This is a genomic window from Streptococcus oralis (assembly GCF_965111685.1).
GTDB classification, from domain to species: domain Bacteria; phylum Bacillota; class Bacilli; order Lactobacillales; family Streptococcaceae; genus Streptococcus; species Streptococcus oralis_B.
This window is the reverse complement of sequence record NZ_OZ217340.1, coordinates 348,553-368,955: the sequence shown is the minus strand read 5'-3', so window position 1 is coordinate 368,955 and position 20,403 is coordinate 348,553. Positions and strand designations below refer to the sequence as shown.

General features: G+C 41.1%; 17 protein-coding genes and 1 pseudogene. 4 read left to right on the top strand and 14 right to left on the bottom strand.

What is annotated here, in order from left to right; all coding sequences use genetic code 11:
* Positions 1-11: 11 nt before the first annotated feature.
* From ACLV7H_RS01930 to ACLV7H_RS01920, 3 genes are read right to left on the bottom strand one after another with little or no spacing between them, the layout of a single operon-like run.
* Entirely contained in the window at positions 12-1,352 is a 1,341-nt protein-coding gene (locus ACLV7H_RS01930; protein ID WP_411866220.1) for a sensor histidine kinase, read from the bottom strand.
* Between the two features lie 13 nt (positions 1,353-1,365).
* Entirely contained in the window at positions 1,366-2,103 is a 738-nt protein-coding gene (locus ACLV7H_RS01925) for a response regulator transcription factor (protein ID WP_045591846.1), read from the bottom strand.
* Positions 2,104-2,107: 4 nt separating this feature from the next.
* Complete coding sequence (locus tag ACLV7H_RS01920) at positions 2,108-2,446, bottom strand: LytTR family DNA-binding domain-containing protein (protein WP_001106571.1); 339 nt, start codon at positions 2,444-2,446, stop codon at positions 2,108-2,110.
* A 278-nt stretch (positions 2,447-2,724) separates the two neighbouring features.
* Here ACLV7H_RS01920 and ACLV7H_RS01915 point away from each other — a divergent pair, with 278 nt between their 5' ends.
* Complete coding sequence (locus ACLV7H_RS01915; protein ID WP_411866219.1) at positions 2,725-3,054, top strand: helicase BlpT; 330 nt, start codon at positions 2,725-2,727, stop codon at positions 3,052-3,054.
* A 59-nt stretch (positions 3,055-3,113) separates the two neighbouring features.
* Here the strand turns inward: ACLV7H_RS01915 and ACLV7H_RS01910 are convergent, their stop codons facing one another.
* Positions 3,114-4,163 carry an ABC transporter permease gene (locus ACLV7H_RS01910; RefSeq protein WP_411866218.1) on the bottom strand — a complete coding sequence of 350 codons (1,050 nt, stop codon included), beginning with the start codon at positions 4,161-4,163 and terminating at the stop codon, positions 3,114-3,116.
* Positions 4,160-4,891, bottom strand: a complete 732-nt coding sequence (locus ACLV7H_RS01905; protein WP_411866217.1) for an ABC transporter ATP-binding protein — start codon at positions 4,889-4,891, stop codon at positions 4,160-4,162. Before ACLV7H_RS01905 ends, ACLV7H_RS01910 begins: the two co-directional genes overlap by 4 nt.
* Positions 4,892-4,958: 67 nt before the next feature.
* Between ACLV7H_RS01905 and ACLV7H_RS01900 the strand changes: the two genes are divergently transcribed.
* The 3 genes from ACLV7H_RS01900 (at position 4,959) to ACLV7H_RS01890 (ending at position 6,379) form a co-directional block, all read left to right on the top strand.
* A complete protein-coding gene (locus ACLV7H_RS01900; RefSeq protein WP_411866216.1) occupies positions 4,959-5,369 on the top strand; it encodes an HIT family protein in 411 nt (136 codons plus the stop codon).
* Positions 5,370-5,378: 9 nt separating this feature from the next.
* Positions 5,379-5,657, top strand: coding sequence for a hypothetical protein (locus ACLV7H_RS01895; RefSeq protein ID WP_411866215.1), 279 nt, complete (start codon positions 5,379-5,381; stop codon positions 5,655-5,657).
* A 62-nt stretch (positions 5,658-5,719) separates the two neighbouring features.
* Positions 5,720-6,379: a hypothetical protein gene (locus ACLV7H_RS01890; protein WP_411866214.1), complete on the top strand. Its 660-nt coding sequence runs from the start codon at positions 5,720-5,722 to the stop codon at positions 6,377-6,379.
* 78 nt (positions 6,380-6,457) lie between these two features.
* Here the strand turns inward: ACLV7H_RS01890 and dnaJ are convergent, their stop codons facing one another.
* From dnaJ to ACLV7H_RS01845, 9 genes and pseudogenes are all read right to left on the bottom strand, one after another.
* Positions 6,458-7,594 (bottom strand): molecular chaperone DnaJ, encoded by a 1,137-nt coding sequence (gene dnaJ, locus ACLV7H_RS01885; protein ID WP_001066315.1) that lies wholly within the window; start codon positions 7,592-7,594, stop codon positions 6,458-6,460.
* A gap of 421 nt (positions 7,595-8,015) precedes the next feature.
* A complete protein-coding gene (dnaK, locus tag ACLV7H_RS01880; protein ID WP_411866213.1) occupies positions 8,016-9,839 on the bottom strand; it encodes a molecular chaperone DnaK in 1,824 nt (607 codons plus the stop codon).
* A gap of 369 nt (positions 9,840-10,208) precedes the next feature.
* On the bottom strand, positions 10,209-10,724 hold the full coding sequence (gene grpE, locus ACLV7H_RS01875) for a nucleotide exchange factor GrpE (RefSeq protein WP_411866212.1): 516 nt from the start codon (positions 10,722-10,724) through the stop codon (positions 10,209-10,211).
* A gap of 26 nt (positions 10,725-10,750) precedes the next feature.
* Entirely contained in the window at positions 10,751-11,785 is a 1,035-nt protein-coding gene (gene hrcA / locus ACLV7H_RS01870) for a heat-inducible transcriptional repressor HrcA (RefSeq protein WP_045591862.1), read from the bottom strand.
* A 160-nt stretch (positions 11,786-11,945) separates the two neighbouring features.
* Entirely contained in the window at positions 11,946-12,458 is a 513-nt protein-coding gene (locus ACLV7H_RS01865; RefSeq protein WP_411866211.1) for a DUF2812 domain-containing protein, read from the bottom strand.
* Positions 12,459-12,492: 34 nt separating this feature from the next.
* Complete coding sequence (locus ACLV7H_RS01860; protein ID WP_045591865.1) at positions 12,493-13,068, bottom strand: DUF2812 domain-containing protein; 576 nt, start codon at positions 13,066-13,068, stop codon at positions 12,493-12,495.
* Positions 13,068-13,388, bottom strand: coding sequence for a PadR family transcriptional regulator (locus ACLV7H_RS01855; protein ID WP_000423987.1), 321 nt, complete (start codon positions 13,386-13,388; stop codon positions 13,068-13,070). The genes ACLV7H_RS01860 and ACLV7H_RS01855 overlap by 1 nt, the downstream gene beginning before the upstream one ends.
* Positions 13,389-13,545: 157 nt before the next feature.
* Positions 13,546-17,907, bottom strand: a pseudogene (locus ACLV7H_RS01850) (LPXTG-anchored SHIRT domain periscope protein).
* Between the two features lie 365 nt (positions 17,908-18,272).
* Positions 18,273-20,384, bottom strand: a complete 2,112-nt coding sequence (locus tag ACLV7H_RS01845) for a G5 domain-containing protein (protein ID WP_411866210.1) — start codon at positions 20,382-20,384, stop codon at positions 18,273-18,275.
* Between the last annotated feature and the right edge of the window lie 19 nt (positions 20,385-20,403).

Genomic DNA, 20,403 nt, shown 5'->3' with positions numbered 1-20,403 from the left:
TCTTATTTTCATCATTCTGTATGCATCATAGTAAGTATCTGACGAAAGACTTGATTTTGACAGATAGTATTGAGACTAGCATTGGGATAACTTTCCACTATCTTCATAACGGTATAAAGACCAACTCCTCTCTCCTCCCCTTTAGAACTAACTCCAAAAGAGAAGATTTCAGAAACATCTATGTCCTCTTCTTTGATGGAGTTTTCAATGATAAAGGTCTCCTGTGCCCCATTTTTAAAAAGGGCGATTGAAACATGAGGTTGACTGGCCTCTTCACTAGCTTCAATAGCATTGTCACAAAGGATAGACACAATGGTTAGAAAATCAAGTAGACTCATCCCCTCAACTTGAATCTCCTCAGGAACTTCGACATTAAAGACAATATCCTTTTCTCTGGCTTTTATAAATTTTCCTGCGAGGAGACTTTTGAGGGCACGATCCCGAATATTCACCAATCTACCAAGGTCATATTTGTTGTCCTGTAATTTTTCACTAGAATCCTTCAAGACGGAGTCGTAGATCTCTTTTATCTGCTCCATATCCTCCTCTTCAATGCCTAGGCTTAAGCTGGTCAAGAGGTTGGCATAATCATGACGAAAGCTCCGAACTTCCTTATAAAGCTCCTCTATATGCCGACTATACCGTTCCATATCTCTATAGCGCAGGGCCTGTTCTTGGTTCAGTTTCTCCTGAAGTTTTTCCTTCAAATAGGTATCCAGCTTCTTGATAACCCCCATAAAAAAGAGCATGTAAAACACTAGGATCAGATGGCGAACAGTCTTTGATTGAATGCTTTGTTCATATTCAAAGAAAGACAGAGTTTCCATAACTAGATAGTAGGTTCCCATTATCCAGTTAATTTTAGTCAGGGACTTTTGAAAACCTTTATCTAGAATCTCCCTTCTCAAACTAGTAAAATCATAGTCCAACCATTTCAAAAAGACTAAAGAAATGAAGAAATTGAAAATCATTATACATAACCAAATAAATGAATAACTGTCATATACTTGCCCTTGTCCCAAAAATGGAAGAACAAAATAAGAAACACCTCTATAAAAGAGATTCACCAATATCATTGGAAAGAGACCATAAAAGAAAAGGAGTTTTTTAGGAAGCCCTCTTAACAATAAGAAAGATAACCCTATGCCAAACAAAGGTTCTATAAAATATGACAAATATTCACTCACAGCTAAAAATTGAAAAGTCGCAAAAATGGCCCCAAGGAGAAATTTCAGAAGAAAGGCCTTAAAAATCCTCTCGAAAGTAAGATCAATTCCATCTACCTTAAAGAAAATGACAATTTCTATCCCATTAGTAATAAGTGTATACAATAATATCCAAGCAATATTCATAAATTCTCCTAGCTCAATGCAAATTATTGATAGCCTCAGAAACTTCCCTAACCTTATAACGCGCGATTAGACAACTTCCACCATTGGGAAAGAAAAGCAGTTTTTCTTTCTTATCCAAATGCACCACATTTGCAGGATTGATGAGAAAAGAGCGGTGGCACTGCAAGAGACGAGGCTCCTGCTTGAGAACCTCCTCTAGGCTCGCCGTAAATTCCAGTCTATCCGTCTTGGTATAGAGAATAACACGATGGGCTCTAGGAGACGTTTCGAGATAGTAAACCTCTTTAAAAGGATACTGGAATTGAGCAAATTTTGATTTAAAGTAAAAGCAATCTTCCGCCAGGCTTTTACTGTCTTGACTATCGGCATAGAGAAGAGCTGTCTCGATACGAGACTCAAACTCCTCTGCCGACAAGGACTTATCAATGTAGTCCAAAGCAGACACTTGGTAGCGAAAGGACAGGGGCATAAACTCCGAGTGAGTCGTCACAAAGACGATCAGGGCATAAGGATCTCGATCCCGAATCTTTCTTGCCACTTCTAGGCCTTTCATCTCCTCATTTCGAATCTCAATGTCCAAAAAGAATAGCTGATGTGCTCCCTTCTCATGCATCTCTGCCAGAAGTTGGTCTGGCTTGCCAAAAACTTCAAAAGAGCTGGGAATGATATGCTGTTCTTTCAGAAGTTTCTCAATCGTCGTTTCAATCCTAGCTTGTTGGGAAAAATCATCTTCTAAAACAAATATTCTCATCTTCTTATTCTCCTTGTTTCAACCATCTTTGGCGAATATCTCTATAGCGACGTCTGGCATACTGAACAGCATATCGACCTTCTTCTCCAAGAAAAAGAGTCTTTCTTTGGATATCCATGGATTTTAGCCGTTCAAGGTTAACCAGACAATTTCGATGACATCTCGTCAAGGTTTCTCCATATTGTTTCTCAAGATTGCTTAAATTTTGAAATAGATCAAAGCTAGCGTTTTCTGTAACAATCTGCACGGTATGGGCTTTGCTTGGATGCGTTTGGATATAGTAGATATCCTCTATGTTTAATTTGAAAATTTCTTTCTCTTTTTGGATGATAATGTAGTTCATGGATAAAACCTCCTAAAAAGAGGATAGCATAAATCTAGAAACTATTTTTCACCAAATCCTAAACGGTTCTCAAAAATTCCTAAAGTGTCGAATCATTCGCAAAATGGCTATGATAATCTTACAATTATTTTATCATAAAATCCTGCAATAACCATTCAGGAAATTTCAATGACAATTAAAGATTTGAAGATAAAAAAAGAATTAAAAGTGATAAGCTATGATTATAGAAAGACAATCACTTGAAACAGCTTTAGAACCATCACAAAGGAGGCATTCTCATGACAGATACAGACCCTATTAAAAGAGCTCATACTTTGATTACTGACTTAAACAAAGCCTACCAAGTCTGCAAACAGGCAACAGCTGACGATGTCCGCTTTCAGGAGCAGCTGGACAATATCCTTGACTTTCTCTCTAAAACTGAGACAGTGGATAATCGATTCTTGATTGAACTGGAAAAATTTTACCAGACTTCCAGTCTTCTCATGGGACTCAGCGGTCTCAATCCAGATGCTCCTACTCGCTCCGCTTGGCGGGCCTATGACCGTTTCCACTTTGACCAAGTCAAAACCAAGCTAAGTCTCTACGGACCAACTATTATCTTGTAGAAAATAAAAGAAGCTGAGACAGACTGAACTCAACTTCTTTTTGTATTGTTTAAGCAATGTTAGTCTTGCATCTGACGTTTTACCTGATAAGGCAAATACAAGACTTGTAAAACCAGTCCAGCTCCAAGCAGGGCTAGAAGGGCTAGTTTTTCTTGGAGGGTAATCAAACCAACTATCAGTTGTACTAATAAAACAAAACCTGTCAATCCTCGGATAACTGCCTGTAGTCCTTTCTCTTTTTCACCCTTTTCTAAAGGAAAGAGCTGGGTCAAGTACTGGTAGTCAAAAGCTCGATAGAGAGCCAACAACTGGAAGAGCAGGAGGTAATTAAACAGGACAACCACTGCTGTCGCAATCCAAGACTGCTCGATAAAGATTTCAGCTAACAAGGATAAGAACAAGAGGCGGAGACTGAGGGCAAAGAGGTCTCCATTTCGCAGATAAGAACGAAGATAGAGGTTTTGCCAGATCTTCCCTGGTGCCTTTTGAACAGTCTTTAGGATGAAATCCAGATAAGCGCGACGCTTGACACTGTTTGAAACGCCCTTGACCTGAGTAAAGAGAGCAAAGAAACGAAGCAAAACTTGCTTGCGTTTGCTTTCTTGGGCAATGATATAATCCCAGTCCAGTCCAGTTTCAGTAAGAAATTTACTGGCTTTTTGGCGAAAGAGGAGATATTTTCCAGCTCCCAATAAAACCACATAGATGAGAAAGACTGGAAAACCATAGCCCATGGCTAAAAACAAGGGTACAAACAAAAGCAAGAAAAGGGTTTGGACAAAGAGCCAAAAAACTAGCGAGCGCACTGTCTGCCCTTTGAGGTACAACTTGACCTCCTCTTCACTGACTAAGAGAAAGAGCTTGTCAGGTGCTTCTATGTAGGTCGCGATTCCTCCCCAAGCCAAAAGCAAGGCAGATACAATTCCCAAAAACAAGAGAATAGGCCAATGATTTTCAGGAAAATCTTGCAAGAGTTGACTGTACTGGTAAGCTAGAAAACCGATGAGAACCAGCAGGAACAAGACAAAGTGGTCATTGAGAACATAACGGAGATAACCGACACACTCCTTACGAAAAGCCTGCTTTCGCTTTAAAAACAAGTCTTTCATAGGTCCTCCTCTTTGGTCAGAGCCAAGTAAATATCATTCAAACTCGCTTCAGGCATGTCAAAGGCTTCACGGAGTTGCTGGAGGTTCCCCTGAGCCCTCACCTCCCCCTTGTGGAGAATAACAAAGGCGTCACACATCTTCTCCGCCGAGTCCAGCACGTGGGTACTCATGAGAATGGACTTGCCTTTTTGCTTTTCTACTTCCAAAAGCTGAATCAAGTCGGCAATCGCCAGCGGATCAAGACCAAGAAAAGGCTCATCAACGATGAAAAGACTCGGATCTACGACAAAAGCACAAATAATCATGACCTTCTGCTTCATCCCTTTGGAAAAATGTACTGGGAACCAGTCTAATTTTTGGTCCAGACGGAACATTTTTAACAAATGTTCCACACGATCAAAAGCCACTTTTTGGTCAATACCATAGGCCATAGCCACCGTTTCGATATGCTCTCTGAGGGTCAATTCCTCATACAAACTAGGAGTCTCAGGGATGTAGCCAATCTGCTTGCGGTAGTTTGTCGCATCTTCTCGCAGGGTGAGATCGTTAATCTTGATTTCCCCACTGTAAGGTGTCAACAGACCAATAATCTCATTGATTGTCGTTGATTTCCCAGCACCGTTGAGCCCAATCAAACCGACCAACTGCCCACTTTCAACTGTAAAGGACACATCTTTCAAGACAGGAACGTGAACATAGCCTCCTGTCAGGTTTTTAATTTCTAACATATTTTCTCCGAATCTGGTATAATGTAGCTATATTATATCAAAATTCAATACAGTAGAGGTGGATTTTATGTCAGATTGCATTTTTTGTAAGATTATCGCAGGGGAGATTCCTGCTTCAAAAGTATACGAGGATGAGCAGGTTCTTGCCTTCCTTGATATCTCTCAAGTAACACCTGGACATACCTTAGTAGTGCCAAAAGAGCACTACCGCAATCTTTTGGAGATGGATGCTGCGAGTGCCAGCCAACTCTTTGCCCAAGTACCACTGGTAGCTCAAAAAGTTATGAAAGCTACCAAGGCTGCCGGAATGAACATCATCGCCAACTGTGAGGAAGTTGCTAGTCAAACAGTCTTTCATACTCACGTGCATCTCGTACCTCGCTACGGTGCAGAAGATGACCTCAAGATTGACTTTATCGCTCACGAACCAGACTTTGACAAACTTGCCCAAGTCGCTGAAACTATTAGAAATGCTTAAGGAGATACCATGAAACTATCCAATCTATTGCTATTTGCAGGTGCTGCCGTCGGAAGTTATTTTGTCGTGAAAAATCGCCAAGCCATTCAGGATGAAGTGCTAGATACAACTGACCGCGTCAAAGCTATCAAGGATGATTTGGATATCATCCAAAACAGCCTACAAATCATCGACCAACAAAAAGCCCTTATCAAGGAATACCAAAAAGGCTTGACCTACAAGTTCAAAGTCTTGGAAAAAGATTTCCAGACTAGAATGGTGGTCCTCCAAGAAGAAAAACAAGAATAAGAAAGCCTCCAACTTTCCTTAAATCCATTTTGGGTTACTAGATTCGAACAGAAAAGGGAGGAATGAAAGTGAAACAGTTTTTAAAAGTTCTAGCGAAGGTCATCGCGATCTCTTGTGGCTGTCTCTGCCTGCTTGCAGCCCTAGCATTTCTACTAGTGGCCAATCTTTTCAAGGCTTCACCGAGTGACATCCGTGAGGGGAATAAAGCCTTAAAACAAATCTTTATCTCCCTTGACCTCCCTCCCGAGAAAGTCGAATCAAATGGAAAGTATCAATTCGAGGGCGGGGGCTTAGATTTTTATGTGACATTCTCTGATGAAGTTATCAATAGACACCCCGTCCTAAAAGAAAGTCCAAAACTCACCAAAAACCGACTGAAAGTCTATGTCCTCCAGACAGGTGATATTTCCTACTATAAAGTAGGAGACAACTTATTCAATCGTGGTTTAATACAATTTTTAGGGGAGGAGGGCGAGAAGTATTTCCAAGAAAAAGGAAAGAAATCAAACTCTTCTTACACAATTCTAGCTTGGAAAAATCAGGAAAGTCTAAAAAAGGGAATCGCATTCTATGAAAAAGCTTTGACCTTGGTGGATATTCAGGATAATTCGGCAATCAACCACATTGATACCGTCACCGTTAAGCCTGGCAAAGAATCGGAAATCAAGCAACTCATCCAGGAGATGGATGAGGCTGGCTTGCTCACTCAAAAGTATAGATAGTAGACTAACTGGAAAATGATTTTTCGATACTAAATTTCCCAAAATTATACAAAAAAGAGCCCGCCGGCTCTTTTTACTTTATTCTCCTTCAAAGGCATCTTTTATATGGTCAAAGAAGCCTTTTTTCTTTGGATTGACTTTCAAGTCACCTGCAGCTGCGAATTCTTTAAGCGCTGCTTTTTGGCGGTCGTTCAAACCTGTTGGAGTCACGACATTGACAGTAACATATTGGTCACCAACGGCACCGCCACGAAGGCTCGGTGCTCCCTTACCACGTAGACGGAATTTCTTGCCAGTCTGTGTTCCTTCTGGGATAACCAATTCAACATCTCCATGCACGGTTGGAATTTCCACAGTATCTCCAAGAGTAGCTTGAACAATATTAAGATTTAACTTGTAGAAAATAGTGGTTCCTTCACGTTCAAACTTATCGCTGGCTTCTACTGAAACCACTACATACAAGTCCCCATAAGGTCCACCGTTAAAGCCTGCTTCACCTTGACCAGCGAGGCGGATTTGTTGGCCTGTTTCCACACCAGCAGGGATTTTTACATGGACGCTATGAGCTTGTTTTTCATGACCTGTTCCATGACAAGTTGTACATGGATCTTTAATTTCTTTTCCGCGACCATGACAGACATCACAGGTTACTTGACGGCGCATCATACCAAGAGGAGTCTGCGTATCGACGTTAATAACACCAGCACCATGACAGCGTCCACAAGTGACTGGACTTGTTCCTGGCTTAGCTCCAGAGCCATTACATGTACGACAGCTTGCTTCACGGTTGTATTTCACTTCTTTTTCCGTTCCGAAGATGGCTTCTTCAAAAGTCAAATTCACACGGTACTGGAGGTCATCCCCTTGACGAGGAGCGTTTGGATTGCGCGAAGCTCCGCCTCCTCCGAAAAAACTTGAGAAGATATCTTCAAAACCACCGAAGCCACCTGCTCCGTCAAAGCCGCCGAAACCACCAGCACCACCAAAGCCACCGTTGGCACCCGCAGCACCATATTGGTCATAGGCTGCACGTTTTTGGTCGTCACTCAAGGTCTCATAGGCTTCTTGAACTTCCTTGTATTTTTCCTCAGCGCCAGGTTCCTTGTTGATATCTGGGTGATATTTTTTAGAAAGCTTACGATAAGCCTTTTTGATTTCGTCTGCCGAAGCGTTTTTTGACACCCCCAGACGATCATAAAATTCAGTATTGTTCATACAAGATACTAAGAGCGAACAGAAAGCGACTGAAATTTAGGAAACCGACAAGAAATCCTGATTTCTTAGAAGGTTTATCTAATTTCCAAGCTTTCCGCTCGAGTTCAATTACGAACACCCTTATTCCTTTCTGTTAATATTGCGGAACGAGACCACGATTTAGTTCGGGTTCAATTCATTTCTTTCTTATTGACAAGATAAAACCCAAACCACTAAGATCCTATCCTTTTTTACCGAAAAACAGAGGCTGGGTTGCAACCTCTGGATTTCTTCTTATCATTACGACGTTCTAAAACAAAGTCGATTATACTTTGTTTTAGAACTAGTAATGCTGAATTGAGTTTCGGATTAAAGAAATCCTAAAATCTCGGAACCTTTCTTTATTTCAAGAGGTTCCGCTAAAACAATCCACTGGATTGTTTTACTTCTCCGTAAACTCTCCGTCTACGACGTCATCGCCTGCGTTTCCTGTTGCTTGTGCTCCTTCTGCTCCTGCTTGAGCTTGTTGTGCTGCTGCAGCTTGTTCGTAGAGTTTAACAGCAAGGCCTTGAGCTTTTTCGTTCAAAGCTTCGAGTTTCGCTTTCATTTCGTCCAAGTTGTTGTCTTCTTGGGCTTTCTTAAGCTCATCAAGGGCAGCTTGGGCAGCATCACGTTCTGCATCGAAGCCTTTGCCTTCAGTTTCCTTGATTGTCTTTTCAGTCGCAAAGATGGCTTGGTCTACTTCGTTACGAAGGTCAACTTCTTCTTTACGTTTCTTATCGGCTTCAGCGTTTGCTTCAGCATCTTTCATCATGCGGTCGATTTCTTCATCCGTCAAACCTGAGTTCGATTGGATGACAATGGTTTGTTCTTTTTGAGTTCCAAGGTCTTTGGCTTTAACAGATACGATACCGTTCTTATCGATGTCAAATGTTACTTCGATTTGTGGAATACCACGAGGTGCAGCTGGGATATCTGTCAATTGGAAACGTCCAAGAGTCTTGTTATCTGCTGCCATTGGGCGTTCACCTTGAAGAACGTGGATATCAACGGCTGGTTGGTTGTCTGCTGCGGTTGAGAAGACTTGTGATTTAGATGTAGGAATCGTTGTGTTGCGATCGATAAGTTTTGTAAATACTCCACCCATTGTTTCGATACCGAGTGACAATGGTGTTACGTCAAGGAGGACAACGTCTTTCACATCACCAGTAATGACACCACCTTGGATAGCCGCACCCATAGCAACTACTTCATCAGGGTTTACTGATTTGTTTGGTTCTTTACCAGTTTCAGCTTTCACAGCTTCTACAACGGCTGGGATACGAGTTGAACCACCAACAAGGATAACTTCGTCAATTTCTGACAAGCTCAAACCTGCATCTGAGAGGGCTTGACGAACTGGAACTTTTGTACGTTCTACAAGGTCACGAGTCAAATCATCAAATTTCGCACGAGTCAAAGTCATTTCCAAGTGAAGAGGTCCAGCATCACCAGCAGTGATGAATGGCAAGCTAATTTGAGTTGAAGTTACACCAGAAAGGTCTTTCTTCGCTTTTTCAGCGGCATCTTTCAAACGTTGCATTGCCATCTTGTCATTAGACAAGTCAATACCGTTTTCTTTCTTGAATTCTGCTACCAAGTGGTCGATGATTTTTTGGTCAAAGTCGTCACCACCAAGTTTGTTGTCCCCTGCAGTTGACAATACATCGAAGACACCGTCACCGAGTTCAAGGATAGAGACGTCAAATGTACCACCACCAAGGTCGAATACCAAGATTTTTTCTTCTTTGTCAGTCTTATCCAAACCGTAAGCAAGAGCGGCTGCAGTTGGTTCGTTGACGATACGTTCTACTTCAAGACCAGCGATTTTACCAGCGTCTTTTGTTGCTTGACGTTGAGCATCGTTAAAGTAAGCTGGAACTGTGATGACCGCTTTGGTTACTTTCTCACCAAGGTATTCTTCAGCGTAACCTTTCAAGTATTGAAGAATCATAGCTGAGATTTCTTGCGGAGTGTACTCTTTGCCGTTAGCAGAAACTTTTTCAGAAGTACCCATCTTAGATTTGATAGAGATCACTGTATCTGGGTTTGTAACTGCTTGACGTTTTGCGGCATCACCAACGATGATTTCACCGTTTTTGAATGATACTACAGATGGAGTTGTACGGTTTCCTTCTGGGTTTGCGATGATTTTGCTTTCAGTTCCTTCAAGAACTGCTACTGCTGAGTTTGTTGTACCTAAGTCAATACCGATAATTTTAGACATGTGTTTTTCTCCTTAAATTTTAATTCGAATTTTGATTTTTTGATATTTCTCTTAAGTGGTGGGGACGTGAGCAACTCCCTTCGGGATTTCATCACTTATTTTTGAGCCTATTGTCTCAAAAATCCCCTGTTTCAGTAGCCAAAGCTACTGAAACTTTCACCACTGCGGGCAATATCTTCCTTGCAAGCCTCCGGCTTGCTTTTTAACTTTCTTCATAGTTTATTGTCGTTTCGGACAAGTTTCCTATTATGTTACGACACGAGGAGTCGAAATCGATATTATTTCGACGACGAGTTAGTAAGGAGGCTAGGCAAACGCCATAGCGATTGCCGTTTTCTGACGAGTTGCTTTAGCTACCGTCAGAATTGCCTAGTTATACACTACCACCATGGCTGGGCGAAGAATGCGGTCATGGAGTTTGTAACCTTTTTGGAAGACTTGGGCAATGGTATCTGCTGGGTGTTCATCGTCTGCTGGGAGAGTTTGGATGGCCATATGATAGTTATGATCAAATTCGCCATCAGCAGCGATTTCTTCTATTCCTTCTTCTTTCAAAGCGTGATTCAAGCTCTCTTGCACCATCTCCAATCCTTTTTTGACATCGTCTGTCAAACCTTCAACGGCAAGCGCACGTTCTAGGTTGTCAAGCGATGGTAAGATTGCTTTTGCCAAGTCCTGGCTACGATAACGTTGCAAGTTTTGACGTTCTTCATTGGCACGGCGTTGAATATTCTGCATTTCTGCATGAGCGCGAAGGTATTTGTTTTCGAACTCATCTGCGCGTTCATTTGCCAAGTCCAACTCAGACTTCTCAGGAGTTGTTTCTTCAGTTGTTTCCACAACTTCCTCTTCTTTCATTTCTTCGTTCTTTTTATCTTGGGCCATTTTCGCCTCCTTTAATGATTTCAAAATTAATTTACTTCGTAATGATTACTGCTGAGGTAGCGATAAAAATCCGTCAACTTCATGGTCAATACACGGTTGACTACATTGACTTGGTTGACCAATTGCTGGTAATCCAGATTAACCGGACCGATAATCGCTAGAATTCCAAAACCTCGATAAGGAATGAGGAATTTACTGCTAATCACCGCCAAGTCAGCTAGACAGGATTCCTGACTGTCCGCAACACGGACATTTTGCATCTGATCTTCATGCAGACCCTCACGAATCTCCAAAGCCACCTTTTGCGGTTGGTCAAAGAACTGATAGGCCGCTAGATTGGCAAAATTCAAGAGATTGACCTTGCCCGACACCACAATGTTTTCGTTGAACATTTCTTTAAAAATGTGTTCAAAGAGATCCATAACATTGTCCGTAGTTGTAAAGTAACGCTGGATAATCTGTGGGATCTCCGTCCGAATCTTGTAATGAATGTCCAGAACAGTGTGACCGAGGAAACGTTCCTGAATGATGCTTTTCAGTTTCAGCAAATCTTCCTGCAAGAAGTTTCTTGGAATCAGAAATTGACTTGTAACCGTTCGCGACTCGTCTAGGGTAAATACTGCCAAGGCTGTATGTTGCCCCAAAACAACGATATCAAAGGCTGTCAACCGTTGCCTGCTCGGCTCAACATCCAGTGCTACTACCGTACAGCCGCTCAGGTCTGTCAGTAGATTAGCAGCCTCTTGCAGAATATCCTCCAGTTTGAAGAACTCCTGATCAAAGGCTTTGACAATCTCGTATACCTCATTTTCAGCCAGTCTGTCAAAAGCAAGCGAGTGTTTCACATAGTACTGAAATCCCGCGACACTTGGCATCCGACCGCTTGAGGTATGAGCCTTCTCAAGCAAACCCTGCTTCTCTAGAGCCGCCATGTCATTACGAATGGTAGCACTACTAGAATTGATAGACTCTTGTAGCGCCTTGGATCCGACAGGTTCGTGCGTTTTGGTAAAGATGTCAATAATCAGATTTAAAATATCCTGCTGACGCTCTGTAACCATCTCATCACTCCTCTCTGTCCAATCAATTAGCACTCTATGCACCCAAGTGCTAACTCATGATTCTATTATACACCCTTAGAAGAGAATGTCAAGACAAAAACTCAAAAAATTAGCACTCTTTTGTTAAGAGTGCTAAAAATCAGTCTAAAGACCTAGAATCTTACTTCTCATCTGCTTGGTATTTCCTTTTAAGTCTGAAAAAACCATAGATTAGATAAGAAATTAAGCAAGCGTATAAAACGAAAATAATAAAGAAAGACTGAGACAAGTTTTCTCGATACAAACTCATGCAAACAACAAGACCACCTGAAAAAGTGGCTATACAGGAACGAAGTCTAGACCGCATAACTTCCCATCTGAGACCATTAAGCATATAGACTTGATCCTCTGAAAGTATATCAGAAGTTGGTTTACGAAGAATTGAACAAAAACCTGTTTCTATCAATTCCCAACCGCTATTTCTAAAATCTTGTAGTTCATGCTTATACTTTTTAAAAAATCTAGAATCATAGATATGATAGATGACATCATCTGGTTGGCATTGTTCAAAATAGAAAAAAACAAAACGATTAGTTCTATATCTCCAACCTTTCAAGTGCATCTCATGTAAATATTCTTCTTCCTTGTCCAAATCAACTATTGTAAAAATCCGAAATTGTACTTCACTATTCATTGTCTTACCTCCAGATTAGAAAATAGGTATTGCTTCATTTATCAGATAATTCTTTCCATTTTTGAAACAATCTCCAAAAAATATAAGAAATCTGAATCGCAAAAACTAGCAATAAAACCCAATCTATTATGAAAATCAAAAATACTTCCCATCTGAAAGAACTACCTCCGGTGACAAACTTTGAGAAAACCGGTAGTAGAGCTAAAAAGAGAAGCAAAATAGGAAGCATCCGCCTCGTTAAAATCCGTTTGACCACAGCTAACTTCCCGACCGCGTCATTATAAATTTCAAACTCGGCATCCGACTCAATTCCAGAATGAAGCTTTCTAAAGTAGGAAAACCCATTAAAGTCTGTAATATGCTCCCAACCACAGTCTTTAAATAATTGTAAATAGGAGGCTCTCTCTGATTTTTTCATAGGATAAAAGTCCAACTGATAAGACACCTGCTCCGGTTGGCACTTTTCAAAAGTATACTTAACCGCAACTACTAAGTTAGAGTAGGTTACTTCCTTAAGTTTCCAGCCCTTGGCATGCATTTCTCTAAAGTATAGAGCCTCCCTATCATAATCCGCAATGGTAGCAATTCTATAAATGACCTTCTTTTCCATCATCCTTCCTCCCGACTGTTTCTATAGAGTCGTTCAATACGTTTCAATTCAATATCTAAGACTTTGCGTCCCAAATCTGTTATCTGATAAATTTTCCGTTTTTCCTCTTCTCGGACAAAGAAAATCAAGCCATCCTTTTCCATCTTTGACAAGGTCCCATACATAGTTCCAGGACTAATCGAGACTTGCGAATCTGTCATCTCCTTGACCTTTTGCGTAATACTATAACCATGACGTTCCTTTTGTAGACAGAACAAGATATAAAAACCCGTTTCCGTCATGGGAAGGTAAACACGCCTGATCTTATCTGTTAATTCCATTTAACCACACCTCCTATTTAATTCGATATATCGCACTTCGTTATATAAAATATATCACAGTTCGATATAAAATGCAAGAAAAAGAGAGAACGATTTCTCGTTCTCTCTTCTTAGACTCAGGAATTAAGAAGTCAATTTCTTATGTACTAAGAATGGCTTAGTCTTTCTTGCGAAGAACAAAAGCTGCTAGGCTTGCAAAGGCAAGACCGATGATTGAAAGAAGACCAGATACTGCTGAACCTGTGTTTGGCAACAAGTTCTGATTTTGACTACTTCTTTCTTCTGGTTGACTAGTATTTCCAGAATCTTTAACTGGGGTCGGAGTGAATTCCCATGTTCCTACGAAATGTGCATCCGCTCCATTGATGGTTTCTGATGCTTTGTCGTAGGACTTGAAGCTCCATATGCCTTCTGCGGTCTTCACTTCCGTTTGACTTGGTTGCGTTGGCGTTACTTGGCTGCCGTCCTTCAAGTCTGTTTGGTCTGCTGGAAGCAAGGATTTCACTTCTTGTGGAAGTTCTTTGCCTGGAGTTCCACTGACAAACTCGTGAACTGCTTTATGAGTCACTGTTGGAACCGGGCTTGCTGTAAATTCCCAGGTACCTACAAACTTAACATCTGATCCATTGATGGTTTCTGATGCCTTGTCGTAGGACTTGAAGCTCCATGTGCCTTCTGCGGTCTTCACTTCCGTTTGACTTGGTTGCGTTGGCGTTGCTTGGCTGCCATCTTTCAAGTTTGTTTGGTCTGCTGGAAGCAAGGATTTCACTTCTTGTGGAAGTTCTTTACCTGGAGTTCCGCTGACAAACTCGTGAACTGCTTTATGAGTCACTGTTGGAACTGGGCTTGCTGTAAATTCCCAGGTGCCTACAAACTTAACATCTGATCCATTAATTGTTTCCGATGTCTTGTCGTAGGACTTGAAGTTCCATGTGCCTTCTGTTGTCTTAACCTCTGTTTGACTTGGTTGTGTCGGAGTCGCTTGGCTACCATCTTTCAAGTTTGTTTGGTCTGCTGGAAGCAAGTCTTTTACTTCTTGTGGAAGTTCTTTTCCTGGCGTTCCGCTTACAAATTCATGTGTTACCTTGTAAGTTGGCGCTGGGGTGAATTCCCATGTGCCTACAAACTTAACATCTGCTCCATTAATTGCTTCCGATGTCTTGTCGTAGGACTTGAAGCTCCATGTGCCTTCTGCTGTCTTCACTTCCGTTTGACTTGGTTGCGTTGGCGTTACTTGGCTGCCGTCTTTCAAGTCTATTTGGTCTGATGGAAGTAAGGATTTCACTTCTTGCGGAAGTTCTTTTCCTGGCGTTCCGCTTACAAACTCGTGAACTGCTTTATGAGTCACTGTTGGTGCTGGGCTTGCTGTAAATTCCCATGTACCTACAAACTTAACATCTGATCCATTAATTGTTTCCGATGTCTTGTCGTAGGACTTGAAGCTCCATGTGCCTTCTGCTGTCTTCACTTCTGTTTGACTTGGTTGAGTTGGAGTCGCTTGACTACCGTCCTTCAGGTCTGTTTGGTCTGCTGGAAGCAAGGATTTCACTTCTTGTGGAAGTTCTTTGCCTGGAGTTCCACTGACAAACTCGTGAACTGCTTTATGAGTCACTGTTGGAACCGGGCTTGCTGTAAATTCCCATGCACCTACAAACTTAACATCCGCTCCATTGATGGTTTCTGATGCCTTGTCGTAGGACTTGAAGCTCCAGGTGCCTTCTGCTGTCTTCACTTCTGTTTGACTTGGTTGCGTTGGCGTTACTTGGTTGCCGTCCTTCAGGTCTGTTTGGTCTGCTGGAAGCAAGGATTTCACTTCTTGTGGAAGTTCTTTGCCTGGAGTTCCGCTGACAAACTCGTGAACCGCTTTATGAGTCACTGTTGGCGCTGGGGTAAATTCCCAAGTTCCTGTAAATTTAACGTCTGCTCCATTGATGGTTTCTGATGCCTTGTCGTAGGACTTGAAGCTCCAGGTGCCTTCTGCTGTCTTCACTTCCGTTTGACTTGGTTGCGTTGGCGTTACTTGGCTGCCGTCCTTCAAGTCTGTTTGGTCTGACGGAAGCAAGTCTTTTACTTCTTTTGGAAGTTCTTTACCTGGAGTTCCGCTGACAAATTCATGTGTTGCCTTGTAAGTTGGAGCTGGGGTGAATTCCCAAGTACCGATGAAGTGGGCATCCGCTCCATTAATGGTGTCAGAGGTCTTGTCGTATGACTTGAAGCTCCAAGTGCCTTCTGCGGTCTTCACTTCTGTTTGACTTGGTTGAGTTGGAGTCGCTTGACTACCGTCTTTCAAGTCTGTTTGGTCTGCTGGAAGCAAGGATTTCACTTCTTGCGGAAGTTCTTTACCTGGCGTTCCACTGACAAATTCGTGTGTTGCCTTGTAAGTTGGTGCTGGGGTGAATTCCCAAGTACCGATAAAGTGGGCATCCGCTCCATTGATGGTTTCTGATACTTTGTCATAGGACTTGAAGCTCCAAGTGCCTTCTGCCGTCTTCACTTCTGTTTGACTTGGTTGAGTTGGAGTCGCTTGACTACCGTCTTTCAAGTCTGTTTGGTCTGACGGAAGCAAGGTTTTCACTTCTTGCGGAAGTTCTTTGCCTGGCGTTCCGCTTACAAATTCGTGTGTTGCCTTGTAAGTTGGTGCTGGGGTGAATTCCCAAGTACCGACGAAGTGAGCATCCGCTCCATTGATGGTTTCTGATGCCTTGTCATAGGACTTAAAGCTCCAGGTACCTTCTGTTGTCTTCACTTCTGTTTGACTTGGTTGAGTCGGAGTCGCTTGACTACCGTCTTTCAAGTCTGTTTGGTCTGCTGGAAGCAAGTCTTTTACTTCTTTTGGAAGCTCTTTTCCTGGCGTTCCGCTGACAAATTCATGTGTTGCCTTGTATCTTGGAGCTGGGGTGAATTCCCAAGTACCGATGAAGTGGGCATCCGCTCCATTGATGGTTTCTGATGACTTGTCATAGGACTTGAAGCTCCAGGTACCTTCTGACGTCTTCACTTCTGTTTGACTTGGTTGCGTTGGCGTTACTTGACTGCCATTAGATAAATTCTTTTCTGTTGCTGGAAGCAAGTCTTTCACTTCTTGTGGCAACTCTTTTCCTGGAGTTCCACTGACAAATTCATGGTGTTTTTCGTAAAGAAGAGCAGTGCTCACCTGATTAGAAGGAGCTGATAAGTTATCAACATGCAAGGTTACAGTGTTGTTAATTTTTTCAGGACCTTTTTCTTCTACCTTTTTGTTTGTAGTAGTATTATAAGTTACAATAATTTCAGCAGAAGAATTTGCTTTTATGTATTCAGGTGTCATTTTAACAGTAACTGTTTGACCTGACTTCTCGATCGTATAGTCACGTCCTTCTTGCAGAGTCACTCCACCTGATTCAACTTTAAGTTCTTTATAGTTCAAGCGATCATCAAAATTTTGAACCATTTCAATAGATGATGGAGCTGCTAAAAGGTCTTTACCTGGAACCGGAACTTTAAAAGTAGCCTTATAAGTTACATCCTGCCCCTCTTTAGCTGGAATCTCAGTTGGTTCCACCTCTAGAACTGGACTTGGGTCAAGCTTTTCAACATACAGTCCAAATACAGCCGAACAGGTTTCTGTAGATGAATAACCGAAATTCAAGCTGTTACTATTTGAACGAAGCGCTAAACCTGAAACATTATTTTCATAGTAACCGCCTCCTGTTATTTGAGTAGCAATCCATGAAGTACGGTCACTTGCTTCTTCCTGTTGCAAGACATTGGCATTGTTCATTAATCGAAGGTTCACATCATTCTTATAGTTTTTTACATAGAAGGTTTCCTTCAAATTGTTTGCATCAATTGCATCAATATCTGTAGGTTTCATGACCAATTTCAAGTCTGTTTCTGTTCCATCAGCATAGCGAATTTCTGCTGTAACATCAGCATCAATCCAAAATGCTTTATTCATGATGTAGTCATGATTCGCATCCACATAAGGAACATTACCAATTTCGAAAGCACTACTTTCCCATAATTCAGAAATTGAGAAAAATTCGACAGTAGACTTTTGAGCACTATTCATTTCAAACTCTGATTGAGCAGTATTTAGATAGTGAAGAGTGACCTTATTGAATTTTAAATAAGCATCTACTTGCTTTCCGTGAATATTACCAATATTTGTGAATTTTAGAGATAAAGGATTTTCAAAAACTTGATCTTGTTTTTTACTTTTATCTACTTTAAGAGTAAAGTTTTCCATCTCGCCTGGATAGGCACCACCCCAGAGATATTCATAGTGGGGATTTGATAAATGAAACTAATCAACAGCCTGTGATTTAGATAAAACACTAAAATTGTTGATGTTCAAATTAAACTTACGAATATCCAAGGTAGAGATATCCGTTCCATTTTTAATCTCTTCTAATGCAGCATAAGACTGAACCGGAAGAAGAAAAATAGAAAAAAGTAAAACAACAAGGCCGATGTAAGCCTTTATTTTTCTACTAAAATTAGTAGAAAACGGCACTTTCATGCCTCTTCTCCATTTCATAATTAACCTCCAAACTAAAAATGATTTATATACAATCATTTTAAAAAGAAATGTTCACCTCATTCTAACACAAAAAGGGGGCAATTAAAAGTAGATTATAGATAAAAATTTATTATTTTGTATTTCCAGGTTGTCAATTTTCTGTGAGAATAATTAAAATATCAAAATTTCAGAACAGGCGTTTACACTATGTAAATAGCTGTTTTATTGTTGAATCTATTATCACTCCATGAGTTTCATAACGTACTCAAGTTACACATAAACATTAATATATTTAATTTTTTATAAAAAAGAACCCAAGAATAAATTCTGGGTTCTTTTTAGTATTTCTAGTACAAAAGATGCTTTTGTACAATTAGAGAGCCTTAGTCTTTCTTACGAACGACAAAGCCTACTAGACCAGCGATAAATAAACCAATCATTGAAAGAAGACTAGTAGAAGCTGTACCTGTACTTGGTAGAACTTGCTGATCTTGGCTTGCAGTTTCTTCTTTCTTAGTGCTTTCAGCTTGGTTCCCTGTTGTTGCAGTATCATTCTTATTACCGTTGGTTGTTGTCGAAGCTACTTTCTTAGTTCCAACTTCAACAATCTCATCTACTGCTGGAGTGGTGATTGTGCTCGATTTCTCAACACGACCTGTTTCAACTCCGTCTGTGTATGTCACTGTATAAACAATGGTGCGAACACCCTTCTTACCAGCAGCTTTCACTTGACGACTTCCTTCTGGAAGATCTTCGTTCTTCACTTCTTTGACTTGGAAAGCAACATCTTCTGTCTTCGTTTCTTCCTTAGTCGTTACAACTGGGACTACTACTTCAGTCGTTACAACTGGGGCTACTACTTTCTTAGTTCCCACTTCGACAACTTCGTCTACTGCTGGAGTAGTGATTGTGTTTGATTTCTCAACACGACCTGTTTCAATGCCGTCTGTGTAAGTGACAGTTTCAACAATCGTACGAACACCTTTTTGCCCAGCGGTCTTCACTTGACGACTTCCTTCTGGAAGATCTGGATTTGTGACTTCCTTCGTTTGGAAGGCAACTTCTTCTGTCTTCGTTTCTTCCTTAGTCGTTACAACTGGAGCTACTACTTTCTTAGTTCCTACTTCAACGATCTCATCTACTGCTGGAGTGGTGATTGTGTTGGATTTCTCAACACGACCTGTCTCTTTTCCGTCTGTGTAAGTGACAGTTTCAACAATCGTACGAACACCCTTCTTACCAGCAGCTTTCACTTGACGACTTCCTTCTGGAAGATCTGGATTTGTGACTTCCTTCGTTTGGAAGGCAACTTCTTCTGTTTTCGTCTCTTCCTTAGTCGTTACCACTGGAGCTACTACTTTCTTAGTTCCAACTTCAACAACTTCGTCTACTGCTGGAGTAGTGATTGTGTTGGATTTCACCTCACGACCTGTTTCAACGCCATCTGTGTAAGTCACTGTTTCAACAATCGTACGAACACCTTTTTGACCAGCTGTTTTCACTCGGCGAACACCTTCAGCTAAGAGTGCATTTTCAACCTCACGAGTCTGGAAGGCAACTTCTTCAGTTTTGGTTACTTCCTTAGTGGTTACAACTGCTTTTGAACCTGTATAAGTAATCTTGTTTTTTGCAGCTTTCTTAGTCTTGCGTGAAACTTCTTTACGAGATTTTTCAACACCATCCACTTTTGTCACTTCATAAGTGACTTCATCGATACCTTCTTCACCTTCTTCAACACGCGTTTGACCTTTATCCAGTGCTGGGTCTACTTTCGCTTCTTCTTTGAAAGCAACTTTTTCCTCTACAGTCACTGTTTCTTTGGTTTCTACACCTGTTTTCTTAGTTCCAACTTCGATGATTTCTTCTACTGGTTCTTTGGTAACTTTCTCGCTTTTCTTAGTACGAGCTGTTTCTTTACCATCTGTCAGTGTGATATCCCAAGTAATGGTCTTAGTACCTTTAACACCCGCTTGTTTCACATTGCGAGTACCTTCTGCAAGATCGGCGTTGTTTTCGGTACGAGATGCATAAGGAATCTCTTCTGTCGTAGTGATTTCTTGATGCTCAACTTTTGGTTCCGTTGGTTGTTCTGTCTTACCAGCCAACAAAGCTTCAGCCTTGGCTTTCAACTCATTGTAACGAGCTTCAAGTGTCGCAAAACTTTTTTGACCTTCTGGACTCTTCATTGCCTTCTTTGCAGTCTCAAAATAATTCTTTGCTTCTACTACATCAGCCTCTAGGAGTTCTTTATTCTCCTCTTCTGGATTATCTGTATAATCCTTAATTGAAGATTCTATATTATCAAGGAATCTTTTGAATTTAAGCGCAATGTTTCGCTCTTGGCCATCTGGAATTTCTTCATCTTCCGCTGGTGTTTCTTCTGCATGCACTGTTGGAATTTGATATAAATCTGGAGCCACATGATAAGTTGCTACTCCAAGAGCGTTTAAAGCAAGTATTGAAATCCCTAACTTTAATAATTTTTTTCTACTCATTATTTTTTCCCTTAACACT

Coding starts and splice junctions, on each gene's coding strand:
- ACLV7H_RS01930 (WP_411866220.1), bottom strand. CDS start 1,352: ATGAATATTGCTTGGATATTATTGTATACACTTATTACTAATGGGATA.
- ACLV7H_RS01925 (WP_045591846.1), bottom strand. CDS start 2,103: ATGAGAATATTTGTTTTAGAAGATGATTTTTCCCAACAAGCTAGGATT.
- ACLV7H_RS01920 (WP_001106571.1), bottom strand. CDS start 2,446: ATGAACTACATTATCATCCAAAAAGAGAAAGAAATTTTCAAATTAAAC.
- ACLV7H_RS01915 (WP_411866219.1), top strand. CDS start 2,725: ATGACAGATACAGACCCTATTAAAAGAGCTCATACTTTGATTACTGAC.
- ACLV7H_RS01910 (WP_411866218.1), bottom strand. CDS start 4,163: ATGAAAGACTTGTTTTTAAAGCGAAAGCAGGCTTTTCGTAAGGAGTGT.
- ACLV7H_RS01905 (WP_411866217.1), bottom strand. CDS start 4,891: ATGTTAGAAATTAAAAACCTGACAGGAGGCTATGTTCACGTTCCTGTC.
- ACLV7H_RS01900 (WP_411866216.1), top strand. CDS start 4,959: ATGTCAGATTGCATTTTTTGTAAGATTATCGCAGGGGAGATTCCTGCT.
- ACLV7H_RS01895 (WP_411866215.1), top strand. CDS start 5,379: ATGAAACTATCCAATCTATTGCTATTTGCAGGTGCTGCCGTCGGAAGT.
- ACLV7H_RS01890 (WP_411866214.1), top strand. CDS start 5,720: ATGAAAGTGAAACAGTTTTTAAAAGTTCTAGCGAAGGTCATCGCGATC.
- dnaJ (WP_001066315.1), bottom strand. CDS start 7,594: ATGAACAATACTGAATTTTATGATCGTCTGGGGGTGTCAAAAAACGCT.
- dnaK (WP_411866213.1), bottom strand. CDS start 9,839: ATGTCTAAAATTATCGGTATTGACTTAGGTACAACAAACTCAGCAGTA.
- grpE (WP_411866212.1), bottom strand. CDS start 10,724: ATGGCCCAAGATAAAAAGAACGAAGAAATGAAAGAAGAGGAAGTTGTG.
- hrcA (WP_045591862.1), bottom strand. CDS start 11,785: ATGGTTACAGAGCGTCAGCAGGATATTTTAAATCTGATTATTGACATC.
- ACLV7H_RS01865 (WP_411866211.1), bottom strand. CDS start 12,458: ATGAATAGTGAAGTACAATTTCGGATTTTTACAATAGTTGATTTGGAC.
- ACLV7H_RS01860 (WP_045591865.1), bottom strand. CDS start 13,068: ATGGAAAAGAAGGTCATTTATAGAATTGCTACCATTGCGGATTATGAT.
- ACLV7H_RS01855 (WP_000423987.1), bottom strand. CDS start 13,388: ATGGAATTAACAGATAAGATCAGGCGTGTTTACCTTCCCATGACGGAA.
- ACLV7H_RS01845 (WP_411866210.1), bottom strand. CDS start 20,384: ATGAGTAGAAAAAAATTATTAAAGTTAGGGATTTCAATACTTGCTTTA.